22 protein-coding genes are annotated in these 22,105 nt (G+C 68.4%); 8 read left to right on the plus strand and 14 right to left on the minus strand.

Features of this window, described 5'->3' with window-relative positions:
* Positions 1-3: 3 nt before the first annotated feature.
* The gene (locus tag N8I74_RS18640; RefSeq protein WP_263124713.1) at positions 4-2,106 is read left to right on the plus strand and encodes an HlyD family efflux transporter periplasmic adaptor subunit; all 2,103 of its coding nucleotides are present in this window, start codon (positions 4-6) and stop codon (positions 2,104-2,106) included.
* Between the two features lie 74 nt (positions 2,107-2,180).
* On the plus strand, positions 2,181-2,693 hold the full coding sequence (locus tag N8I74_RS18645) for a hypothetical protein (RefSeq protein WP_263124714.1): 513 nt from the start codon (positions 2,181-2,183) through the stop codon (positions 2,691-2,693).
* Positions 2,694-2,741: 48 nt separating this feature from the next.
* Here N8I74_RS18645 and alkB read toward each other — a convergent pair whose 3' ends face one another.
* Positions 2,742-3,392 carry a DNA oxidative demethylase AlkB gene (gene alkB / locus N8I74_RS18650; RefSeq protein ID WP_263124715.1) on the minus strand — a complete coding sequence of 217 codons (651 nt, stop codon included), beginning with the start codon at positions 3,390-3,392 and terminating at the stop codon, positions 2,742-2,744.
* A 207-nt stretch (positions 3,393-3,599) separates the two neighbouring features.
* Positions 3,600-5,204, minus strand: a complete 1,605-nt coding sequence (locus N8I74_RS18655; RefSeq protein ID WP_263124716.1) for a S41 family peptidase — start codon at positions 5,202-5,204, stop codon at positions 3,600-3,602.
* Positions 5,205-5,363: 159 nt separating this feature from the next.
* Between N8I74_RS18655 and N8I74_RS18660 the strand changes: the two genes are divergently transcribed.
* Positions 5,364-6,542: a helix-turn-helix transcriptional regulator gene (locus tag N8I74_RS18660; RefSeq protein ID WP_263124717.1), complete on the plus strand. Its 1,179-nt coding sequence runs from the start codon at positions 5,364-5,366 to the stop codon at positions 6,540-6,542.
* A gap of 167 nt (positions 6,543-6,709) precedes the next feature.
* On the opposite strand, the gene N8I74_RS18665 is transcribed toward N8I74_RS18660, so the two are convergent.
* From N8I74_RS18665 to N8I74_RS18680, 4 genes are read right to left on the minus strand one after another with little or no spacing between them, the layout of a single operon-like run.
* A complete protein-coding gene (locus N8I74_RS18665) occupies positions 6,710-7,843 on the minus strand; it encodes an ABC transporter permease (RefSeq protein ID WP_263124718.1) in 1,134 nt (377 codons plus the stop codon).
* Positions 7,840-8,781: an ABC transporter ATP-binding protein gene (locus N8I74_RS18670; RefSeq protein ID WP_263124719.1), complete on the minus strand. Its 942-nt coding sequence runs from the start codon at positions 8,779-8,781 to the stop codon at positions 7,840-7,842. The genes N8I74_RS18665 and N8I74_RS18670 overlap by 4 nt, the downstream gene beginning before the upstream one ends.
* Entirely contained in the window at positions 8,778-9,716 is a 939-nt protein-coding gene (locus N8I74_RS18675; RefSeq protein ID WP_263124720.1) for an HlyD family secretion protein, read from the minus strand. Before N8I74_RS18675 ends, N8I74_RS18670 begins: the two co-directional genes overlap by 4 nt.
* The gene (locus N8I74_RS18680; RefSeq protein WP_263124721.1) at positions 9,713-10,363 is read right to left on the minus strand and encodes a TetR/AcrR family transcriptional regulator; all 651 of its coding nucleotides are present in this window, start codon (positions 10,361-10,363) and stop codon (positions 9,713-9,715) included. The genes N8I74_RS18675 and N8I74_RS18680 overlap by 4 nt, the downstream gene beginning before the upstream one ends.
* A 552-nt stretch (positions 10,364-10,915) precedes the next feature.
* Here N8I74_RS18680 and N8I74_RS18685 point away from each other — a divergent pair.
* The 5 genes from N8I74_RS18685 to N8I74_RS18705 all read left to right on the plus strand — a co-directional run bounded on the left by N8I74_RS18685 (position 10,916) and on the right by N8I74_RS18705 (position 15,222).
* Complete coding sequence (locus N8I74_RS18685; protein WP_263124722.1) at positions 10,916-12,094, plus strand: STAS domain-containing protein; 1,179 nt, start codon at positions 10,916-10,918, stop codon at positions 12,092-12,094.
* Between the two features lie 122 nt (positions 12,095-12,216).
* Positions 12,217-12,777 (plus strand): ATP-dependent protease subunit HslV, encoded by a 561-nt coding sequence (hslV, locus tag N8I74_RS18690; RefSeq protein ID WP_263124723.1) that lies wholly within the window; start codon positions 12,217-12,219, stop codon positions 12,775-12,777.
* A gap of 44 nt (positions 12,778-12,821) precedes the next feature.
* Positions 12,822-13,784 carry a biotin--[acetyl-CoA-carboxylase] ligase gene (locus tag N8I74_RS18695; protein ID WP_263124724.1) on the plus strand — a complete coding sequence of 321 codons (963 nt, stop codon included), beginning with the start codon at positions 12,822-12,824 and terminating at the stop codon, positions 13,782-13,784.
* On the plus strand, positions 13,781-14,536 hold the full coding sequence (locus tag N8I74_RS18700; RefSeq protein ID WP_263124725.1) for a type III pantothenate kinase: 756 nt from the start codon (positions 13,781-13,783) through the stop codon (positions 14,534-14,536). Before N8I74_RS18695 ends, N8I74_RS18700 begins: the two co-directional genes overlap by 4 nt.
* Positions 14,533-15,222 (plus strand): SPOR domain-containing protein, encoded by a 690-nt coding sequence (locus N8I74_RS18705; RefSeq protein ID WP_263124726.1) that lies wholly within the window; start codon positions 14,533-14,535, stop codon positions 15,220-15,222. The genes N8I74_RS18700 and N8I74_RS18705 overlap by 4 nt, the downstream gene beginning before the upstream one ends.
* On the opposite strand, the gene N8I74_RS18710 is transcribed toward N8I74_RS18705, so the two are convergent.
* The 8 genes from N8I74_RS18710 to rpoZ form a co-directional block, all read right to left on the minus strand.
* Positions 15,200-16,516: a flagella assembly protein FlgT middle domain-containing protein gene (locus N8I74_RS18710; protein WP_263124727.1), complete on the minus strand. Its 1,317-nt coding sequence runs from the start codon at positions 16,514-16,516 to the stop codon at positions 15,200-15,202. The two genes, N8I74_RS18705 and N8I74_RS18710, sit on opposite strands and share 23 nt — an antisense overlap.
* Positions 16,513-17,070: an LPP20 family lipoprotein gene (locus N8I74_RS18715; protein WP_263124728.1), complete on the minus strand. Its 558-nt coding sequence runs from the start codon at positions 17,068-17,070 to the stop codon at positions 16,513-16,515. The genes N8I74_RS18710 and N8I74_RS18715 overlap by 4 nt, the downstream gene beginning before the upstream one ends.
* Positions 17,071-17,122: 52 nt before the next feature.
* Positions 17,123-17,830, minus strand: coding sequence for a tRNA (guanosine(46)-N7)-methyltransferase TrmB (gene trmB / locus N8I74_RS18720; RefSeq protein WP_263124729.1), 708 nt, complete (start codon positions 17,828-17,830; stop codon positions 17,123-17,125).
* 89 nt (positions 17,831-17,919) lie between these two features.
* Entirely contained in the window at positions 17,920-18,366 is a 447-nt protein-coding gene (locus tag N8I74_RS18725) for a GNAT family N-acetyltransferase (protein ID WP_263124730.1), read from the minus strand.
* Positions 18,363-19,157 carry a thiazole synthase gene (locus tag N8I74_RS18730; RefSeq protein WP_263124731.1) on the minus strand — a complete coding sequence of 265 codons (795 nt, stop codon included), beginning with the start codon at positions 19,155-19,157 and terminating at the stop codon, positions 18,363-18,365. Before N8I74_RS18730 ends, N8I74_RS18725 begins: the two co-directional genes overlap by 4 nt.
* Positions 19,158-19,241: 84 nt before the next feature.
* Complete coding sequence (gene thiS / locus N8I74_RS18735) at positions 19,242-19,445, minus strand: sulfur carrier protein ThiS (RefSeq protein ID WP_263124732.1); 204 nt, start codon at positions 19,443-19,445, stop codon at positions 19,242-19,244.
* Between the two features lie 172 nt (positions 19,446-19,617).
* A complete protein-coding gene (locus N8I74_RS18740; protein WP_263124733.1) occupies positions 19,618-21,807 on the minus strand; it encodes a RelA/SpoT family protein in 2,190 nt (729 codons plus the stop codon).
* Between the two features lie 28 nt (positions 21,808-21,835).
* Positions 21,836-22,045, minus strand: a complete 210-nt coding sequence (gene rpoZ / locus N8I74_RS18745; protein WP_263124734.1) for a DNA-directed RNA polymerase subunit omega — start codon at positions 22,043-22,045, stop codon at positions 21,836-21,838.
* Positions 22,046-22,105 lie beyond the last annotated feature (60 nt).

The raw sequence follows: 22,105 nt of genomic DNA on the forward strand, positions 1-22,105 counted from the left end.
GCGATGCCACTGCCCCCGCTGCGCCAGGAGCTGAGCCTGCATCCAGGCCCCGTCGATCCGTATGGCGCGCCGACATGGACACTGCACGACCCGGCTGCCAACCGCTTCTACCAGCTCAGTTGGCCGGCATTCGAGATCCTGTCGCGCTGGCATCGCGGCGATGCCGCGCAAGTGCTGGCCGCGGTCAATGCCGAGACCACGCTCCAGGTCGGCGCGGACGATCTGGAGGACCTGTACCGCCTGCTCGCCGGCCACCATCTGCTGGTGGGGCACGATGCTGCGTACACCGGCCGCCTTGCCGAAAGCGCCGCGGCACAGCGCATGTCCAAGACCATGTGGCTGCTCAAGCACTACCTGTTCTTCCGCGTGCCGCTGCTGCGGCCGATGCCACTGCTCAAGCGGCTCGCCCCCCGGCTGGAGTGGGCCTTCACCCCCGCCTGCTGGTATGCGCTGGCCGCCATCGCCGTGTTCGGGCTCTACCTGGCCTCGCGGCGTTGGGATGAATTCACCCACACCTTCTCGGCCTACGCCGGCCCCGAAGGGCTGCTGGGGATCGGCATCGCCCTGTCGTTCGCCAAGGTGCTGCACGAATTCGGACACGCGCTCACCGCCTACCGCTGCGGCTGCCGCGTGCCCACCATGGGTGTGGCCTTCCTGGTGATGTGGCCGGTGCTGTACACCGACACCAACGAAGCGTGGAAGCTCAGGCGCCGCGGCGAGCGGCTGCGCATCGGCGCGGCCGGCATGCTCAGCGAGCTGGCGCTGGCCGCACTTGCCACGCTGGCCTGGAGCTTCCTGCCGGACGGGCCGCTGCGCAGCGCGGCGTTCCTGCTCGCCACCAGCACCTGGCTGCTCACGCTGGCCATCAATGCCAGCCCGTTCATGCGCTTTGACGGCTATTTCCTGCTGTCGGACTGGCTTGAGATGCCCAATCTGCACGAACGCGCCTTCGCACTGGCGCGCTGGCGGCTGCGCGAGGCACTGTTCGGCCTGGGCGAGGCGCCGCCGGAGTCGTTCACCCCAGGCCGGCAGCGTTTCCTGCTGGCCTTCGCCTTCGCCACCTGGCTGTACCGGCTGGTGCTGTTCTTTGGCATCGCGCTGATGGTCTATCACCTGTTCTTCAAGGCACTGGGCCTGTTGCTGATGGTGATCGAGCTGGGCTGGTTCATCGTGCTGCCGATCTGGCGGGAGCTCAGGGTCTGGTGGTCACGCCGCGCTGCACTGCGCTGGCACAGGCAGACCCTGCGCACGGCGGCGGTGCTGGCGCTGCTGGCGCTGCTGGTGCTGGTGCCCTGGCAAGGCACGGTACGCGCCCCGGCGGTGCTGACCGCGGTGCGCAACCAGTCGCTCTATGCCGCGCAGGCCGGACGCATCGTCGGTGATGCCGCGCGCGAAGGACAGCGGGTGCGCGCCGGCGAGCGCCTGGCGACGCTGGTCTCGCCGGAGCTGGAATTCCGGCTGCGCATGGCACAGGCACAGGAGCAGGCATTGCGCTGGCAGGTCGAGCAGCAGCCGTTCGCCACCGAGCTGCAGGAAGCGGGCGACGTGCTGCGCCGCCGCTGGGCGGGGGCACGCGAAGCGGTCCACGGCCTGATCGCGCAGCGCAGGCAGCTCGAAGTGCGGGCGCCGTTCGACGGCACGGTGGTCGAGACCAATGCCTTCCTTGCCCCGGGGGCCTGGCTCGCGCGCGGCGAGAAGCTGTTCCAGATCGTCGGCGCCGAGGGGGGACTCAAGGTCGAGGCCTTTGTCGGTGAGCGCGACCACGCGCTGCTGGACCGCAGCCAGGGGGGCCGCTTCATCGCCGACCTGCCCGAGGCCGGCACGCTGCGTTGCAGCCGGGCCGAGCCGGACGAAGTCAACATGACGGTGCTGCCGCAGCCCTATCTGGCCAGCAGCCACGGCGGACGTCTGCCGGTGGTGCGCAACGACCGTCAGGAACTGGTGCCGCTGCAGACCACCTTCCGCGTGCGGCTGACGCAGTGCGGGCACGCGGCTGTGGCGGGGGAGCTGCCCGGCGTGGCCATCCTGGTCCGCGAGCGCCACAGCCTCGCGCAATCGGCATGGACGGCGTTGCTGGACCTGTTGCAGCGCGAGCGCGGGCTGTAGCGGCGCATGTCGATGCTGCCCCGGTCCTGTGTGCCACCCCCTGCTCCGGCCTGCGCCTTGCGGAAGGCGCGACGATGAAGGCACGGCTGCTGCTCCTGCTGGTGGCAGGCCTGCTCCACGGCAACGCCTATCCGGGTGCCCGTCTGCCCAATCTACTGTTCATCGACCTGGCCGGACGGCAGGACCTCGCCCCCCAGCTTCGGCGGTACTACGCCGCCGACCCTGCCGGCAGGGCTACGGCACCGTGCGCCTTCGGCGCCGAGGAAGGGCTGGGCGGGCTGCTGTACCTGAAGAAGCGCCCACCGGGTTTTTCGGATGCGCTCGCCGCCAAGGTCGCCAGCCGCGACCGCCACGCCATCGCCACCGCCAGGCGGCTGCTCTCCACCTTCAAGGACGACGACGGTACGCAGCTGGACGGCGCGCTGATCGCCACCCAGGCAGGTCGGCACATCGTGCTGACCGGGCTCAGCCCCTCCGGGCGGATCGCATCCGCCCAATTGCAGGGGCAGGAACTGCAACAGCTGCCCCGCTTCGGGCAACGGGTCTGCATCGCCCTGGGCAGCATCCTTGGGGACTTCGCGCCCTGATCCGCCCTCCGCCGCCGGTTGCCCCGGCGGCCCCGGGTTCCCGCCGGCTCAGCGCGCGCGGCGCAGCGTCAGGTTATAGCGGTAGGGGCCGGTCAAGGGATGCGTGCCGGCGGCAAGCGGGGCGATGCCATGGTAGGCAAGGCGCGTGGCCCCGCCCCAGACCGCCACGTCGCCATGTTCCAGCCGGAAGCGCCGCGGCTTGTCGCTGCGCGCGGCCCCGCCGAACAGGAACACCGCCGGCAGGCCCAGCGAGATCGAGACGATGGGATGGGCAAAATCGCGCTCGTTGCGATCCTGGTGCAGCGACAGCCGCGTGCCCCGCTCATAGCGGTTGATCAGGCAGGCATCGGGCTCGAACCCGGGATAACCCGCTGCCGCCGCCGCGGCGCGCGCCAGTTCGGCAAAGCACGGCGGCAGCGCCGGCCAGGGTGCGTTGCCAAGCGGGTCGATCGGCTGGTAGCGATAGCCGCGCGCATCGGATACCCAGCCGACCGGGCCGCAATTGCTCATCGCCACACCCAGGGTGTAGCCACCGGATGTCTGCCAGTGCCGCAGCGGCGCCTGGTCCAGCACCCCATGCATCGCCGCCAGCAACGCCGGCGCGGCGTCACGGGCGAAGCCGTGCAGCAGCGATGCGCCCTCGCCCAGCGGCTCGGTCCCGGCAGGGCCAGGCAGATCCTGGAACAGGTCGTAGCTCATCGCGCCTGACCCCATATCCGGCCGCGACGCCGGGCATCAGGCCCGCTGCGCAGGCGTATCCCGGACAGCGCGACGACGCTGCCGGAATCGTCATGCCGGTGCCGGACCGGCCGTCGTCGCCGATCCGGAATGCTGTGGGTCACGCCGCCTCCGCCAGGTCCATTGCTTTTCCGAATCGTAGGGCGATGGCGGCCACGGCCGCAATGGTTATCCGGCCAGCAGCCGGCGCGACAAGGCCCACGGGTGCAGGCCCAGGATCAGCCGGTGCAGATCGAGCGCCGCCAACGGGCGCGGCACCTGTGCCAGCAGCGTGCCTTCAGGGCCGATCCGGCCCAGCAACGCGGACAGCGCTTCCTCGTGGCCGGTGTACAGCGAGGCCGGGCGTGCCGGATCGAACAACGTCATTGGCAAGGCGGGTGGGACGCCGCGCACCTCGAAGACCTCGCCGCGCGCATCGCGATAGATTTCGTTGGCGAACACCACGGCAAAGTTGCCTGGCAGCCGTTTGGTGAGCGCATTGGACAACGCGCCGCTGGTGGGCTGCCCGACCAGCGTCACCTGCGGCAGCTCGCGCATTGCCAGCGCGAAGGTATCGCCGGCACTGACGGTGCGATCGCTGGTCAGCAGGTAGACCGGCTTGCGGTACTGACGCTCCCCCTTGGGCGCGATGTACCACGACTGAGCATCCACGCCCTGCGGCCGATGCGCGATCTTGGTAAACGCCAGCCGGCGTTGGTCGGCAAAGCGCCCGGCGATCTCCAGCCCCACCGCGTCATGGCCGCCTTCGAGCAGCAGCGAGACGTCGACGATCATCGCCTTGGTATCGGCCAGCGCCGCCAGGACGCGGTCGACCTCCTGGCCGGCGGCCTCGACATCGGCCCGCAGATCGTTGCCCTGGCGGAACTCGGACAGCCGGCCAATCGCCAGATAGCCGACGTTGCCGGGCAACCGGCCCCAGATCAGGCCGTCGCCGAAGGCACGCACCGCGCTTCCCTGCTCCAGGCGCTTGACCACCCGCTCCTGCAGTTGTGCGCGCCAGCGCTGCTCCAACGCCAGCAGCGCATCGCCGTCGGCGTGCGGCGCCTCGGCCTCGGCCTCGGCCTCGGCCTTGAGCATGCGCAAAGTGGGCGTGTCGCCGCCGATGAACCGGTAACGCGCACCGTTTCCATCCAACTGGATCAGCGCCACGTGTTCATCCTTGAACCCGCCCAGCGCTTCGCTCAGCACCGCACCGAGCGCCTCGTCGTCGGCCGCCGCCGCGGCGCGCCCGGCATATTGCGCATGACGGGCCGGCCAGTCGATACCCCGTTCGTTGAAAAAGGCATAGTCCAGCTGCAGCATCTCCCACATCGCCTGGAAGGTGCGGGCGGGGCTGGATGCCGCCGGGTTGAGGCAGTGGGCCGGAATGCCGTCGATCCGCTCAAGCGAATAGCTTGCTGGCAGGCCGGGCATTGCATACAGCTCGACCCGCCGCGACTGCTTCGGGTCAAGCGTGCGGCGAAAGCGATAGCCGGAGAACACCTGCGGCGAATCGCGCTCCGGGTGCGGGTAGCACAGCGTCTGCGCCTCCTGGTAGCGCTGTAGGCCCTCCTCGGTCAGCGTCACCAGCCAGCCTTCGCCCAGCACCCGGTAGTTGCCGACCAATCTGGCGTCGATCCGCCCGTCCTGCACCACGTCGCCGGCCTGGACGAGCAAGGGGGGCTCGCCCTCCTCGCCGCCGCAGCCTGCCAGACCCGCCCCCAGCACCATGAGGCTTGCCCACCTGCGTGCCGGATACAGCCAACCCTGCTTTTTCTGAGAGAATTCCTTCATCGAACAACCTCGCCCTGCAGCACATTGAACACGGCATCAATGTCACGCCCGGGCGCTGCGGGTGCGCCCCGATCCATCGGATCGGGCGCGATCCGATCGGATGGAACGAGGCAAGACAATGCAATTTCCGCTGCCGGTCCGCTGCCGGCGGGCTGCCCGATGATCACCCCCTACGCCACGGAGCTTGCGACCGTGCTGGCCGGCATGGGCGTCGGCCAGAGCCTGCTGTTCGCCGTACTGCTGTGGCTGCGGCGCGAACGCCCGGCCAATGTGTGGCTGGCGCTGTGCCACCTGGCGATCGCGCAGGTGATGGCGCTGCTGCTGTTCAACAACGTGTGGAAGCAGCATCTGGATGGGCGGCTGACGGCGCACATGATGCTCAATCTGTTCTTCATCGGGCCGCTGCTGTGGGGCTACGCCCGTGCATTGACGGGCCGTCCGCTGTCGATGTGCTCACCCTGGCTGTGGTGCCATCTGCTGCCGGGCCTGCTGCTGCACCTGGGCACGCTGGCCGGCTGGATCACCATCGACCCACCGCCGGCCGATGAATCGGCCTGGTCGGCCGAGAACTACACACCGGGCAGCGACGCATCGGAAATCCCTTCGCTGCTGCTGGTGGGCATCCATATCGGCAGCTATTGCCTGGCGGTCTGGCTGCTGCTGCGCCGCCATCAGCAGACGTTGAAGACACAGTTCTCCCGGCTCGGGGTGCGCTCGTTGCAATGGCTGAGCACCTTGTCGCTGGCGCTGGCCGCCGCGATCGCGCTGTGGTTCGGCCTGCGCTGGCTGGCGCCGATGCTGGCCGACCTGATCGTCGCCGGCGCCTACCTGGTCCTCGCCGGCGTGGCCGGCCTGCGTGGCCTGCACCAACCGGCGGCCATGGTGCAGCCGGAACCGGAAGCCGGGCCCGAGGCCAACGGGGCCAAATACGCAAAATCGGTGCTGGACGCCACGCAGGCGGAAACCATCCGCCAGGCGCTGCTGCAGCTGATGGCCCGGGACAAACCCTATCTGGAAGAAGACCTGACGCTGTCCGGGCTTGCCGGGCAGCTGCGGATCAGCCCGCATCACCTGTCGCAGGTGCTCAACGGCGCGATGGCGACCAATTTCTTCGACTACATCAACCGTCATCGGGTCGAGGCGGTCCAGCGTTGCCTCGTCGATCCGGCGTATGCGGAGCAGACGGTGCTGGACATCGGCCTGGCATGCGGCTTCAGCGCCAAGACCACATTCAACACCGTGTTCAAGCGCCTGACCGGCGTGACGCCCACCGCGTACCGGCAGCAGGCACGTGCCGCTGCCCCGCCCCATCCGGATCAGGCCGGCTTGACCGGCTGATGCAAGCAACTTCGGTAGCAGACCGCAGCGTGGGCCCATCGCCATTGCATATCGACCGGATCGGCATGACTGTGGCCGGCACCGTGCAGCTCAAGGTGGCTTTGCCACGCCGACGCCGGTGCGCCCCGAATGGTCTGGTCCGTGCGCTGACCCGCCCCGCGGCCACCTCAGTCCAGCGTGCGCCGATAGAACCGCAACGCGATGCCCATCACCACCGCAGTGAACAGCAGCAGCGGCCAGACGCTGGGCCACAACTCCGGCCAACCACTGCCCTTGAGCAGGATGCCGCGGATCAGCCGGTTGAAATGCGTCAGCGGCAGCAGGTTGCCCAGCCATTGCGCCCACTGCGGCATGCCGCGGAACGGGAACATGAAGCCCGAGAGCAGGATGTTGGGCAGGAAATAGAACATGGTCAGCTGCATCGCCTGCAACTGATTGCGCGCCACCGATGACAAGGTGATGCCGACGGTGAGGGTGGCCGCGATGAACAGCAGCGTCGCCAGGTAGACGGCGATGAGGCTGCCGGCGAAGGGCACGTGGAACACGAAGCGGGCCGCCAGCAGGGTGATGGTGGCCTGGATCATGCCGATGGCGATGTAGGGCACGATCTTGCCGGTCATCACTTCGAGCGGCTGCACCGGCGTGGCGAGCAGGTTTTCCATGGTGCCGCGCTCGCGTTCACGCGTCATCGCAAGGCCCGTCATCATCACCATGGTCATGGTCAGGATCACGCCCATCAACCCGGGCACGGTATTGAACTGGGTATTGCCTTCCGGGTTGTACAGCCGATGCACCCGGACTTCGAACGGCGCTGCCGCGGCACGCAGCGGAGCGAGCGGCCCGGTCAATTCGCGCTCGGCCACGCGCTGCGCCAGCTGATTGAGCGCGGCCAGCGCAAGCGAGGTCGCCGCCGGGTCGGATGCGTCGGCCTGCACCAGGAGGGCCGGGCGCTCGCCACGCAGCAGCCGACGCGTGAAATCCGCCGGCACCGTCAGCACGAATTGCACCCGCCCCTGCGCCAGTGCGCTGCGCGCCGCCGCTTCGTCGGGCAGCTCGCCGGTGATGTCGAAATAGCCCGAGGTTGCCATCGCCGCCACATAACCGCGGGTGAACTCGCTGCGGTCGGCCATCACCACCGCGGTCGGCATATGCTTGGGATCGGCGTTGATGGCAAAGCCGAACAGCGCCAATTGCATGATCGGAAAGCCGATGATCATGCCAAAGGTGATGCGGTCGCGCCGCAGCTGCAGAAACTCCTTGAGCACGATGGCCCACCAGCGTGCCAGCGAGAAGGCCTTCATGGCCGGCCGCCGAAGTTGTCGGCCGCGTGGCTCATCATGTAGATGAACACGTCTTCCAGGCTGGTGGCCGCCGGCATCAGCCGATGGGCCCCTTCGGCGGCGATGGGACGCAGCGTGGCCTCAAGCAAGGCCGGGTCGCGCCCGCTGACATGCAGCGCCGTGCCGAACGCCACCGTCTGCGCCACGCCGGGCAACCCGCGCAGCCGCTGCGACAGCGTGGTGAGATCACCGCCTTGCAGCGTCCAGGTGCTCAATCCCTGCTGCGCGATGATCTCGTCGGCGCGGCCTTGCGCCAACAGCCGGCCGTAGGCGATATAGGCAAGCTTGTGGCAGCGCTCGGCCTCATCCATGTAGTGGGTGGACACCAGCACCGAGATGCCGCGCGCGGCCAGCAGATGCAATTCCTCCCAGAAGTCGCGGCGTGCGGTCGGGTCGACCCCGGCGGTCGGTTCATCCAGCAGCAGCAGTTGCGGTTGGTGCAGCAGGCACGCCGCCAGCGCCAGCCGCTGTTTCCAGCCGCCCGAGAGCGAGCCGGTCAACTGGCCGGCGCGGCTGGCCAGCCCCAGCTCGGCAAGCGTGCGCTCGACCCGCTCACGCCGGTCGGGCATGTGATACACGCGGGCGACGAAATCGAGGTTCTCGCGCAGGGTGAGATCGTCCCAGTATGAGAACTTCTGCGTCATGTAACCGACCCGGCGCTTGATCTGGTCGGCCTGGGTCGCGATGTCGTATCCCAGGCAGGTGCCGCTGCCCGCATCAGGCGTGAGCAGGCCGCACATCATCCGGATCGACGTGGTCTTGCCGCTGCCGTTGGGCCCGAGAAAACCGAAGATCTCGCCGCGCCGCACCTGCAGCGACACGTCGTTGACCACGTGCTTGTCGCCGAAATGCTTGTTGAGCCCGCGCACGTCGATCGCGAGCGTTTGGTCCGCACTCATCGCAGGCCCACCGTCACCGGCTGGCCCGGCCGCAGCCGGGCGGTCTGCGGCGGCAGGCGCGCCTCGACCAGGAACACCAGCTTGTGCCGGGCATCGTTGCTGTAGATCACCGGCGGGGTGTACTCCGCCTGCGGCGAGACATAGTCCACCCATGCGGCGACCGGGACGCCGCAACCGTCGCAACGCACTGCCAGCGCCCGACCTGGCGCCAGCTGCGCCAGTGCCGCCTGTGGCACGAAAAAGCGGACCTTCACATTGGCCGGCGGCAACAGGCGCACCACCGGGCTGCCGGCCGGCACCCATTCACCCTCGCGGTACAGCGTGTCGGACACCAGCGCCGCCGCCGGAGCGCGCTGCGCGGTCTGGCGCAGCACCCAATCCGCCTGCGACAACGCCGCGCGCGCGGCCTCCACCTGGGCCGCCTGTGCCCGCAACTGCGCGCTGCGGCCCGGCAGACGCGCCACCGTCAACTCACGCTGCAGCCGCCTTACCTCGGCGGCAGCGGCAATCGCGGTGGCATGGCTTTGATCGAACTGCGCCTGTGCGATCGCACCGGCGCGCAGCCGGATCGCGTCGCGCTCGCGCTGCTGGGCGGCACGGCGCGCCTCGGCTTCGGCCGCGACCTGCCGCGCCTGCAGCACTTCGATTTCCTGGGGCCGCTTGCCGCTCTGCATATCCTGCAGCTGCGCCTGGGCTGCCGCCAATTGCTGCTGGTGTTGGCGGCGCACGGCATCCGCCTGGTCATTCTCCAGCGTGAACAACGCCGCCTTTGCCGCCACCTGCTGGCCGCGGCGTACCGCCAGGTGCGTCAACCGCCCCGCCTGCGGCGCGGCGATCGCCACGTATTCCCCTTCCACATAACCCGGGTAGCCCGGGGGCGTGTGTTCGGTGCACGCGGCAAGCAGAAGCGGCAGCAGCAACAGGCAACGCATCATGGCGGGCTCCTCAGACCGTGCGTCAGCACGGCACAGGCATGACGGACGATGGCATCGGCATCCGGTGCGGCAAGGCCGGGCAGCTGCCGTATCAGGCCCAGCATGGCCAGTGGCAGCATGGTCAGGCCCAGCAGCGTCACCGGCAGCAGCTGCGGGACGATATCCGGATGCAGCGCACCGCGTGCCTGGGCAGCAGCGGCAGTGCCGATCAGCTGCTGCAGTTGTGCCAGCGGCAGATGGGCCAGCATGCGGGCGCGCAACAGGCCGCTCTCGTTGAGGATCTCGCCGATCCATAACGACGGCAGCCAAGGATTCCGCGCCACCTGCGCCGCAAGGCGCCGGACCACGCCCTGCACCCGGATGTCCAGCGCATCCGCCTCGGCGGGATCGGGGGTCCAGACCTGCTCCACCAGTGGCGACAGGCGCTCCTGGACCACCGCGTCGAGCAGTTGATCCCGGTTGCTGAAGTAGTAATGCACCATCGCCGGGGTGACGCCGGTGCGCGCGGCGATCTGCGCCATGCTGGTCGCGGCGATGCCTTGCTCGGCGAACAGCGCCAATGCGGTGGCAAGCAGTTGGCCACGCACATCCTGGTCCAGCGCGGCGGCAGGACGGCCGCGCGTGCGGCGGGAACGGGGTGTCGTCATCAGCCCAGATTAATTAATTGAACATTTAATTTCAAGCCGGCCCACAGCAGTGCCGATGGGTTGGGCACCGGCCCCGCGGACGCCGTTGCCGCCCCGCGAGCATGCCCCGACCCCACGTAGTCCGGCCTGTGGATGCGGTTGGTGGGCAGTGGCCTGCGATGCGGTGCCGGCCGGAACGCGGCTCCGCTCCCATGGGGGCCGTCTGGTATGCATGCCCCAAGCAAGCAGTCTGACCATGCAATGCCCACCATCCCGCACCCTGCAGCCCCCGACCGAAAGTCAACCACAGGGGGTATGGCAGGCAACGGTTGCAGATGCGTGCCCGCTTGCACCCACACCTGCGGCACGTGATGCCGCTCGATGGGATGGCTCTGGTGGCTCGGTCCGGACCATGGGCAGCAAGCACGGCAAAATCAGCGTACCCGTCCCCGTCGTTTCAAGGCCGATCAGGGATTTTTCGCAGCCCGGCGGCTTTGAGTCGTCACCCTTATCGCCTTACAATTGAAGTCTTCCGAAATCTAACGGTGTGCGTCGCGCACGCCGAGGTCTGCCGTGTTCTCCTTCTTCCGCAAGAAAGACAACGAGGCCGAAAAGCCTGAAGCACCGGCGTCGGCCCGCAAGCCGACGCCTGCGCCGTCTGTCCCTGCCGCGCCCGCGGGCGAGCCGCCGGCCTACGATCTGAGCGACCTCTCGATCGAGGTGGAAGACATCGGTGCCCACCTTTCGCCGGCCGAGGAAGAGGCGGTGGTGCTGTATGCCAACAACCAGGCCGAGGCCGCGGTGACGGCGCTCAAGGCCGCGCTGCCGGGCGTCCTTGGCACGCGGCGGCATGAAACCTGGGGCATGCTGTTCGAGCTGTACCAGCAGCTGGGCGACCGTCCGGCGTTCGACGACCTGGCGTTGCAGTTCGTCGTGGAATTCGAAGTCTCCCCGCCCGTCTGGCGGGATCTGCCCAAGGCCGCGCCGGCCCAGACCGGTGCCGCGGGCGGCGCCTATGTCAACTTCCCGGCGCAGCTCAAATCCGATGGTGCCGACCGTGAGGCGGCCAAGCTGGTGAAGGCCTGTGAGGGCGGCGGCCCGGTGCGGGTGGACTTCAGCCGGGTCACCGAGATCGAGAGCCTGGCTGCGGCCGAACTGCTCGCCGCCTGGGCGCGCGCCCGCAAGGCGCGCTCACCCTTGCAGCTGCTGGGCAGCGAGAATTTCATCGAGCTGCTGCGCAGCAAGATCGAGCCGGGACGCAAGGTGCCGTCCGAGGCACCGTTCTGGCTGCTGCTGCTCGAAGTGATGCAAAGCACCGGCGAGCAGGAAGCCTTCGACAATCTTGCCATCGTGTACGCGGTGACCTTCGAGGTCTCCCCGCCGTCCTGGGACACGAAGCTCACGCAGGGCGCGGCCCCCAAGCCAGCCCCCGCACCCAAGCCGGCCAAGGCCGCGGCCAAGACCAGCGCGCCCGACCACCTGCCGCTCTCGGGCGAGATCACCGGCGGCGCGAAGGGACTGGCGCCGATCCGCGAATTCGCGAGCAAGCACGCCAAGCCGGTGCTCGATTTCAAGGCGGTGTCGCGCATCGACTTCGAAACGGCCGGCCAGCTGCTCAACCTGTGCATGGAGCTGATCCAGCAAGGGCATGGGCTGGTGATCCAGGACGCCAACGACCTGGTGGCGGGGCTGCTGCACCTGCTGGGCGTCAGCGAACTGGTCGAGCTGCGCTACAGCCACCCCCGCCACTGAGGCGGGTCCCCACCCTGGCAACCAGTGCCCCACTGGTGCCGCCGCGGCGGATGAGCGCACAGCGTCTTGATTCCAGCGCGGGCGCCCCCACCTGCCGGCTATCCTTTGCAGAGGCACCTTCAATGCAGCAATTCGACGGCACCACCATTGTTTCCGTGCGCCGCGGGCGCCACGTGGCAGTCGGTGGCGATGGCCAGGTGACGCTGGGCAACGTGGTGATCAAGGGCACCGCGCGCAAGGTGCGCAAGCTGTACCACGACCGGGTGATCGTCGGCTTCGCCGGCGGCACCGCCGATGCCTTCACACTGTTCGAGCGCTTCGAGTCCAAGCTTGAGAAGCACCAGGGCCAGCTGACCCGCGCCGCGGTGGAACTGGCCAAGGACTGGCGCACCGACCGCATGCTGCGCCGGCTGGAGGCCATGCTGATCGTTGCCGACGAAACCGCCACACTCGTCATCACCGGCAACGGCGATGTACTCGAACCGGAAGCGGGCATCGCCGCGATCGGCTCAGGCGGTGCCTTTGCCCAGGCGGCAGCGCGCGCGTTGCAGGAAAACACCGCGCTGCCCCCCGAGACCGTGATCAAGAAAGCGCTCGAAATCGCCGGGGACATCTGCATCTACACCAATCAGAACCATGTGATCGAAACCCTCGGCGCCAACGAAGAAGCCACACCGGGCTGATGCCGCGGTGCACCACCGGACGGCCTACCGCTACAATCGCCGGCATGTCGCACACCCTTGCCTGCCTTCGCTTCCTGTCCGCCGACGCATTCACTTCCGGCGCGGCCATTGCGGCCGAGCTGGCCTTGTCGCGTGCCTCGGTCTCGGCCGCGCTGGCCGAGGCCGAGCAGTACGGCGTGACGCTGGAACGCCGGCACGGCGTGGGCTACCGGCTGGCGCAGCCGATCGCCTGGCTCGATGCGCAGCAGGTCCGCACCGGCTTCAATCCCGGCAGCCGACTGCAGCTGGACATCGCCACCCGTATCGATTCCACCAACCGTCGGTTGCTGGCCGAACCCGCCCACGGGCGCGTGCTCGCGGCCGAATGGCAGGACGAGGGCCGCGGCCGGCTCGGCCGACGCTGGCAGGCCCGCCTGGGCGGCTCGCTGCTGTTCTCGCTGTGCTGGCAGTTTCCCGGCGGGGCCGCCACGCTGGCCGGGTTGCCATTGGCAGTCGGCGTGGCGGTCTCCGAGACCTTGCGCGAGGCCGGCGTGGCCGGCATCGGGCTCAAATGGCCCAACGATCTGCTGCTGGCCACCCCGCGGGGCGATGCCAAGGCGGGCGGCATCCTGATCGAGATCGCCGGCGATGCCATCGGGCCAGTCTGTGCGGTGATCGGCATCGGTCTGAACCTGGCGGCGCCACAGCAGGTGACCGACCAGCACGCCGCCGGATTGGCCGCGCATGGTCTGGCATGGCCTCGCAACCGGTTGCTCGGCCGCCTGCTGGGCGATCTGGAAACGGCGCTGACCACGTTCTCGGCCGATGGCTTTGCTGCTTTCCGCGCCCGCTGGGAAGCCTGCCACGCCTGGCAGGGCGCCCCGGTACGGCTGCTGGCACCGGATGGCAGTGCCCGTGATGGCATCGCCGCCGGGGTGACCGACAGCGGTGCATTGCGCCTGCAGACCGCGCAAGGGGAGTCGATCATCCATAGCGGCGATCTGAGCCTGCGCAGGGCCGCGGCATGAACGGGGTGCATCTGTTGCTCGACCTTGGCAACACCCGGCTCAAGTGGGTGGCGGCGGCTGGGCCACGGCAGTGGCTGGAACAAGGCGAGGTGCCCATGACAGCGCTGGATGGCCTGGCGCACGCCTGGCAGACCTTGCCGCCGCCCGAGGCCATCCATGGCTGCTGCGTCGGCGACGAGACGCGCAGGGCCGCGCTGGATGCGCTGTGTTTGCGCCTGTGGCAACGGCCGGCCGTCTGGCTGGCCGTCACGCGCTCGGCACTCGGCGTGACCAATCGCTACCGGCATCTCGAACAGCAAGGGCCGGACCGCTGGGCTGCGGTGCTCGGCGCCCATGCGCTCCACCCGGGGCATGCACTGGTGGTCGCCGGTGCCGGCACCGCGCTGACGGTGGACAGCCTGGCCGCCGACGGCACCTTCCTCGGCGGAATGATCCTGCCCGGCTATCGCATGATGAAGGCGGCGCTTGCGGCAGGCACCGCGCGCCTGCCGCTCGCCGAAGGGCATTTCCACCATTTTCCGACGTCGACCGACGATGCGATCGAGACCGGCGTGCTCACCGCGCTCGCCGCCAGCATCACCACGGCCTTCGACCGGCTGGTGGCCCGTGGCGAGGAACCACTGGTGCTGCTGTCGGGCGGCGACGCCCCGCGTCTGGCCGAACGGCTCGACCTTCCGGTCAGCCTCACTCCGAATCTGGTCCTGCATGGGCTTGCCGCCCTTGCCTACGCTCCGGGAGGCTCTGCCCCATGAAGTGGCTCGTCGCGCTGCTGGCGCTGCTCAATGCGGCCTTTTTCGGCTACACCCGCCTGATCCCGGCCGCGAGCACCACCGTGGTGCTGGCACCGGAAGTGAACGCCGGACAGGTGCGCATCGCCGATACGACGGTTGAAGCCAGCACTCCGCCGGCGCCAGCGCCGGCGGCCAGTGCCGTCGCTGCGGCGCCACCGGCTGCCGCAGCCGAACCCGCCGCCGCCCCGGCGGCAGCCTGCCTGCGCTGGCGGGTGCCGTCACAGGATCAGGCGCAGATCGCCGATGCGCGCATCAGGGCACTGTCGCTCGACGTCCAGGTGTTGCAAAGCGCCGAACAGGCCAAGGTCTGGGTCTACATTCCGCCGCAGACCGACCTGGAGGCCGCCAGGAAAAAGGCGGCCGAACTGCAGACCTTGGGCGTGGAAGACTATTTCGTGGTGAACAACGCCGGCCGCTGGCAGAACGCAGTCTCGCTCGGCGTGTATTCGACCCGCGAGGCGGCCGAACGACGCCTGGCGGGCCTGCGTGCACAAGGCGTGCAATCGGCGGTGCTGCGCGAGCGCGACGACACCCTGCGCCCGGCCAGCTATCTGCTGCGCAATGTGAATGACAGCCAGCTGGCCGCCCTGAAACGCGCCAATGGCCAGTTGCGCGGTGCCGAACTCAGCGAGGTGCCGTGCCGCTGAGCACGGCGCTGCGGGCGTAGTCGCCCACCTCGGGCCGCCCCTGATCCGCGACGGCCACGGCGAACAACGGCTGCACCTGTACCACGGTCAGGCTGCCCGCCGGCTCCTCCGGCAGCCCCAGCGACACCAGTCCGCCGGTGCCAAGGCCGTCCAGCGGCAGGCTGCCCGGTCTGAGCCGGTAGCGCTGCAGCTTGTCTCCCGGCGCCAGCCCGGCAAGGCCGCCGGCATCCAGATAGACCTGCCCCGCATCCACCCGCACCACCCGGGCCGAGAACGGCAGGCAGGCCAGCGTATCGCGTGCGGCGTGCACCATCGCATCGAGTTGCCCGGCCACCATGATGCCGTAGCCGCTGGCCAGGAACGCACCGCTGCCGAACGGCTCGTTGGTCCCGAACACCACCTGGCCGCCAGCCTCGCCGGCAAAGCGCCTGCGCGCCACCAGCGCACCGGAGATGCCGTCGAACAGCAGCAGATCCACGTCGAAGCGCCGACTGCGCGGCGTGGCCTTGAGCCCGGCGCGGGCGAATTCGAACAACGGCACGGTCAGCTCGGCCGTGCGCTCGCCGCTCCTGGCATCGTCCGCCCCGAACGAGAGGGCATACCGTTCGCCGTACGCACGCACATCGTTGACCACGCCGCCCAGCACGAACTGCACCCCCTGCTGGCGCGCCAGCCGGCGTACCTGCTCGGGCTGCAGCCGCAGATCGCTGGTCAGTTCGATGGCGAACGGCACCTCGTTGCCGCCGCGCTGCGCCAGCAGGCCGGCCTGCGCCAGCCGCTCGGCGAGTGCCTCCTGCAGGCCCAGCTGGAACGGGCCGAGGTCGCGCGCCTGGCCGGGCTGGCGTAGATGGAATGGCGTCACCAGCAGCTTGCGGCGATAGGGGTCGGTACACCGCGGCTGCGCCGCCGACGTGGAAGCCGCCTTGGGTTGCGGCGCCGGGGTCGGGGTGGGTACGGGCGCCGCTGCGGGGGCATCCCAGCGCGGTTCGATCTCGATCTGGTACAGGCCGCTGCCCTGCCATTCGCGCAGCACCCGGTAGCCCGACGGCCGGGCGCCTTCACGCAACTGGCCCTGCGCCAGCCGGCCCTCCCCGCCCTGTTCGAGCGCGTATACCTGCGCCCCCTCGGCCAGCGCGGCATTGGCCAGCGCGTCCTCCAGCGCCGCCTGCCGCGCCTGCGCCACGCTGCCCCCGGAGAGCGGCGCCACACCGATCACCGGCGCGGCCGACGCGTGCAGCGCCACCGTGGCCACCGCGGCCATGCCCAGGCGGGCCCATCCCGGCAGGCGCGTCATTGGGCGTAATAGAAGTTGCGCAGGTCCGCCTGCGCCGACACCGGCTGCAGTGGCGTGGTCTGCGCCGGCGCAGGAGCGGGCCGGGCCGGCTCGGGCTCCACCGCGACGGGCGCCGCCGTCACCACGGTCTCGCCGCCAGCCAGGGTGCGGATGAATTCGGGTGCGAGCGTGAGTTCCACCTGGGTTTCGAAGCTGCCGTCGGCCAGCTCACGCGAGGACACCACGCGCGCGCCGCGCAGATAGCCTTCGACGAACACGCGCAGCCGGTCCTGCTGCATTGCCATCTGCGCCACCGTGCTCTGTCCGGAAAGACGCACACCCCATACCATTTCGGCCAATGCGCGATACGCGTCGAGCCGGGAGGCACGCAGTGCCATCAACCGCTTCTGTGCCGCAGTCAGCTCATTGCCGGCCGGCGGTGCGGCATGGCCCAGCACGGTGATGACCTGCGGCACGACGACCGGCGGCGCGGCCTCGCCCGTCTGCGATTTGGAGAGCCCGGTACAGCCGGTGAGAAGCAGGCAGCAAAAAGCCACCACGGAACGCAGGATCATGGGCAGAACGGCAGCAAGTGGGATGCGGCTAGTCTAGCCGCGCCCGCCCCGCTCAGCCAGCCCGAACCCGGAACACGATATCCCACACGCCGTGGCCCAGCCGGATGCCACGCTGTTCGAACTTGGTCAGCGGGCGGTAGTCCGGCCGCGGCGCGTAGCCGTCGGCCGTGTTTTCCAGCCGTGGCTCGGCGGACAGCACCGCCAGCATCTGGATCGCGTAGTCTTCCCAGTCGGTGGCCAGATGCAGGTAGCCACCCGGTGCGATGCGCGACGCCAGCAGCGCGACCAAGGCTGGCTGGATCAGCCGGCGCTTGTGGTGACGCTTCTTGTGCCACGGATCGGGAAAGAAGATGTGCACGCCGGCGAGCGTGCCCGGCTGCAACATGTTTTCGAGCACCTCGACCGCGTCGTGCTGCACGATGCGCAGGTTGGTCAGCTGCTGCTCGCCGGCCAGCTTGAGCAGGCTGCCCACGCCGGGCGTATGCACCTCCACGCCGAGGTAGTTGGTCTGCGGCCCACCTGCGGCGATCTGAGCGGTGGCGGTACCCATGCCAAAGCCGATTTCAAGCACCGTGGGCGCGCTGCGGCCGAACGCAGTGGCAAGATCGAGCGGGGCGGCGGTGTAGGGGATCAGGAATTGCGGACCGTATTCCGCCAGCGCCCGCTCCTGGCCCTTGGAAAGATGGCCCTGGCGCAGCACGAAGCTGCGGATGCGGCGCATAAACAGCGGATTGTCATCCTGCGAATGGTCGGTGGTCATGGCTGGGCATTCAAGTGGAAAAGGCGCCGCGAAGCGGCGCCTGCGAACGAGGGCGGATTATACCCGGGTGGCGCTTGCCGCAAGCGCGGCTACAGCGTGAGGCCGTAGTAGCGGAACACCGTATCGCGCTGGTAGCCCAGCGACTCGTACAGCGCCTGCCCCGCGAGATTGGTGTGCGCGGTGGACAACTCCAACCGGATCGCACCGCTGGCGAGCCCATGCTGGCGGGCCTTTTCCATCAACGCGCGCGCCACACCGCGGCTGCGCGCCTCGGGCACGACGTACAGGTCCGACAGAATCCAGATGCGGGCGGCACCGATCGAGCAGAACGACGGATAGAGCTGGATGAAGCCGGCCGGCTCGCCATCCAGCTCGGCCAGCAGCAATACCGACTCCTGCCGTGCGAGACGCTCGTGCAGGAAGGCGTGCGCAGCCGGCAGATCGTGGGGCTGTTCGTAGAACACGCGATAGGCGGCGAACAGCGGTGCAAGCCGCGCCAGATCGTCCAGGCTGGCGTAGCGGACCTCGGCACTCATGCCTTGCCCCCGATCATGCCGGCAAGCGGGCTCGATGGATCGGCGCTGTAGAGCTTCCTCGGCATACGACCGGCCAGATACGCCTCGCGGCCCGCCTCGACCGCAAGCTTCATCGCCCGCGCCATGCGCACCGGATCGCGTGCGGCGGCGATGGCCGTGTTCATCAGCACCCCGTCGCAGCCCAGCTCCATGCCGACCGCCGCGTCCGACGCGGTACCGACGCCGGCATCGACCAGCACCGGCACCTTGGCCTGCTCGATGATCAGCCGCAGGTTCCACGGATTGAGGATGCCCATGCCCGAACCGATCAGGCTGGCAAGCGGCATGATGGCGCAGCAGCCGATCGCTTCCAGCTCGCGGGCGACAATGGGGTCATCCGAGGTGTACACCATCACGTCGAAGCCTTCCTTGACCAGCACCTCGGCCGCCTTCAGCGTCTCGCGCACATTGGGATACAGCGTGTCCGGATCGCCCAGCACCTCCAGCTTCACCAGCCGATGATCGTCCAGCAGTTCACGCGCCAGCCGCAGCGTGCGGATCGCCTCCTCGGCGCTGTAGCATCCGGCGGTGTTGGGCAGGTAGGTGAATTCGGAAGGCGGCAGGTAGTCGAGCAGGCTCGGTTCGCCGGCGTTCTGACCGATGTTGACCCGGCGGATCGCCACAGTGACGATCTGGGCTCCCGAGGCATCGATCGCGGCGCGGGTCTCGGTGAAATCCTTGTATTTGCCGGTACCCACCAGCAGGCGGGACGAATAAGGCTTGCCGGCGATCAGGAAGGGATCCTGGCTCATGCTTTTCCCCTTTTTGGAACGGATCGGGTCGTCAACCGGAGCACAGCGCGGATGCGCCGGCCGGGATGCACATGCAGGGCGCGTTCACCCACCGCCGACCGCGACGACGATTTCCAGCGTATCGCCGTCAGCCAGCGCGGTGCCCGCGTGCTGGCTTCTGGGCACGATCTCGCCGTTCAGTTCGACGGCCAGGCGCTTGCCGGCAAAGCCGAGCTGCTCGACGAGTTCGGCGACGCTCAGCGGCCGGGCAAAGGTCTGGGGATGACCATTGATGGAAAGCTCAAGCACGGGCGTTCCTGCGGTTTTGCATGGGTCCGGATTCTACCACGCACCCCGCGCCGGTCCTTGATATGACGCAGCCCCGCCTAAACCGGGCGGTGTCCGTGGCCAGCTCAAGGAGCCGCCCGGGGGTGCATGCAGTCCAGCCCGTCGGGCGGGCCGGGCAGTGGGCGGAGCGCTTCTAATTGTTGCGCGACCGGTGCAGCCGGTACACCGTGGGCAAGGCGCGCAGGCGCTTCATCACCTGGGCAAGATGCACCCGGTCCTGTACCTGCAGCGTGAACTGGATCTGGATGTAGCGCTCGTCACCGGCCTGTTCCTGGGTGGCGACCGAAGCGATGTTGGCGTTGGCTTCGGAAATCGATGCGGCGATCGCGGCGAGTGCGCCGCGCTCGTTGGCGGCCAGCACCCGGACCGGCACGTCGAACAGCCGCGCCACCTGCGGGTCCCACTCCACGTCGATCAGCTTGTCGCTGTCGACCCGCCCCCCGGAGAGCAACGGGCAGTCGTGGGTATGGATGATCAGCCCCTGATCCTTCTTGAAGAAGCCGATGATGGGATCGCCCGGAATCGGATTGCAACAGCGGGCGAACTGCAGCGCCATGCCCTCGGTACCACGGATGGTGACGGCGTTCTGGCGCTTGCCCGGCCCCGGCTCTTCCAGCCATTGGCCCGAGAGCTGCAACAGGCGCTTGGCCATCACCACCGGCAGCCGCTTGCCCAAACCGATCTCGGACAGCGCCTCGTCGCGGTGACGTACGTTGTTTTCCTTGAGCCAGCGCTCCCAGACCTCTTCGTTGATCGGTTGCGCCGTCGGCACCAGCGAGGTGACCGCCTGTTGCAGCAGGCGCTCGCCCAGCAGGATCGCCTCCTCGAAACGCATGGTCTTGAGGAAATGGCGGATATGGCTGCGCGCCTTGCCGGTGGTCACGAAGGTGAGCCAGCTCGGATTGGGCTTGGCATGCGCCGCGGTGACGATCTCGACCTGGTCGCCGTTCTTGAGCTTGGTGCGCAGCGGCACCAGCTCGTGGTTGACCTTGGCGGCAATGCAGCAGTTGCCGATGTCGGTATGCACGGCGTAGGCGAAATCGACGCAGGTGGCCCCGTTGGGCAGGCTCAGGATCTTGCCCTTGGGGGTGAAGACATAGACCTCTTCGGGGAACAGGTCCACCTTGAGGTGTTCCAGGAATTCGACCGCATCGCCCGACTCGGTCTGCAGCTCCAGCAGCGATTGCAGCCACTGGTGGGTCTTTTGCTGCACCTCGGAAAAGCTCTCGTCGCCGGACTTGTACATCCAATGGCTCGCGACCCCCGCATCGGCGATGCGATGCATCTCCTGGGTGCGCACCTGCACCTCGATCGGCGTGCCGTAGGGCCCGAACAACGTGGTGTGCAACGACTGGTAGCCGTTGGACTTCGGGATGGCGATGTAGTCCTTGAACTTGCCGGCGATGGGCTTGTACAGGCTGTGCAGCACGCCAAGCGCGAGATAGCAGGTCGGCACGTCCTTGACCAGCACCCGGAAACCGTAGATGTCGAACACCTCGGAAAAGCTCAGATGCTTCTCCAGCATCTTGCGATAGATGCTGAAGAGGTTCTTCTCCCGGCCATACACGTTCGCCTCGATACCCGCCTCGGCAAGCTTGAGCCGGATGCCATCTAGGATCTTGCCCACCACTTCGCGCCGGTTGCCGCGCGCGGCCTTGAGTGCCTTGGACAGCACGTCGTAGCGCCGGGGATGCAGGTACTTGAACGACAGGTCGTCCAGTTCCTGGTAGATGCTGTTGAGACCGATGCGATTGGCGATCGGCGCGTAGATCTCCATGGTCTCGCGGGCAATGCGCTTTTGCTTGTCCTCGCGCATCGCATCCATGGTGCGCATGTTGTGCAGCCGGTCCGCCAGCTTGATCAGGATGACCCGCAGGTCGCGCGCCATCGCCAGCAGCATCTTGCGGAAATTCTCCGCCTGCGCTTCTTCCTTGCTTTGGAATTCGAGCTTGTCGATCTTGCTCATGCCGTCGACAAGCTCGGCGACATGCCGGCCGAATTTCTCCGTGAGCTCAAGCTTGGAGACGCCGGTGTCCTCCATCACGTCATGCAGCAGCGCGGCGGCCAGTGCCTGGGCGTCCAGATGCCACGCGGTCAGGATGGACGCGACCGCCAGCGGATGGGAGATGTACGGATCGCCGGTATGGCGCATCTGGCCGCGGTGCGCGGCCTCGGAGAACTTGAAGGCGCTCGCGAGGAACTGCCGATCCTCGGGACGCAGGTACGCGGTGTCCTGGGTCAGGAAGCGGTTGGCCGCGTCCAGGATCGCCGGGGCGAAGTGCGCGAGTTCGGGAACGTCAACCGCTACCAGCACCGGCTCCATCGCTGCAGACCAACCCGCAAGAACGGCTTCAGGAGCGATTGCGCGTCAGGATGTCGCGCCCGACCACGCCGGCCGCGACCTCGCGCAGTGCCAGGACCGTGGGTTTGTCCCGCCCGGGGCCGTCCACCTGCGGCGTGGCGCCGTTAGCGATCTGCCGCGCACGGTAGGCCGCGGCCAGGGTCAGGTCGAAACGGTTTTCAATACGATGCAGACAATCGTCCACGGTGATGCGGGCCATAGGGATTCCTCGGTAGACATGATGCGCGAACGCGCCATGGCACGGATTGTAACAGAAGGC

Origin of the sequence: Chitiniphilus purpureus (genome assembly GCF_025642115.1) — a bacterium.
Classification (GTDB): Bacteria; Pseudomonadota; Gammaproteobacteria; order Burkholderiales; family Chitinibacteraceae; genus Chitiniphilus; species Chitiniphilus purpureus.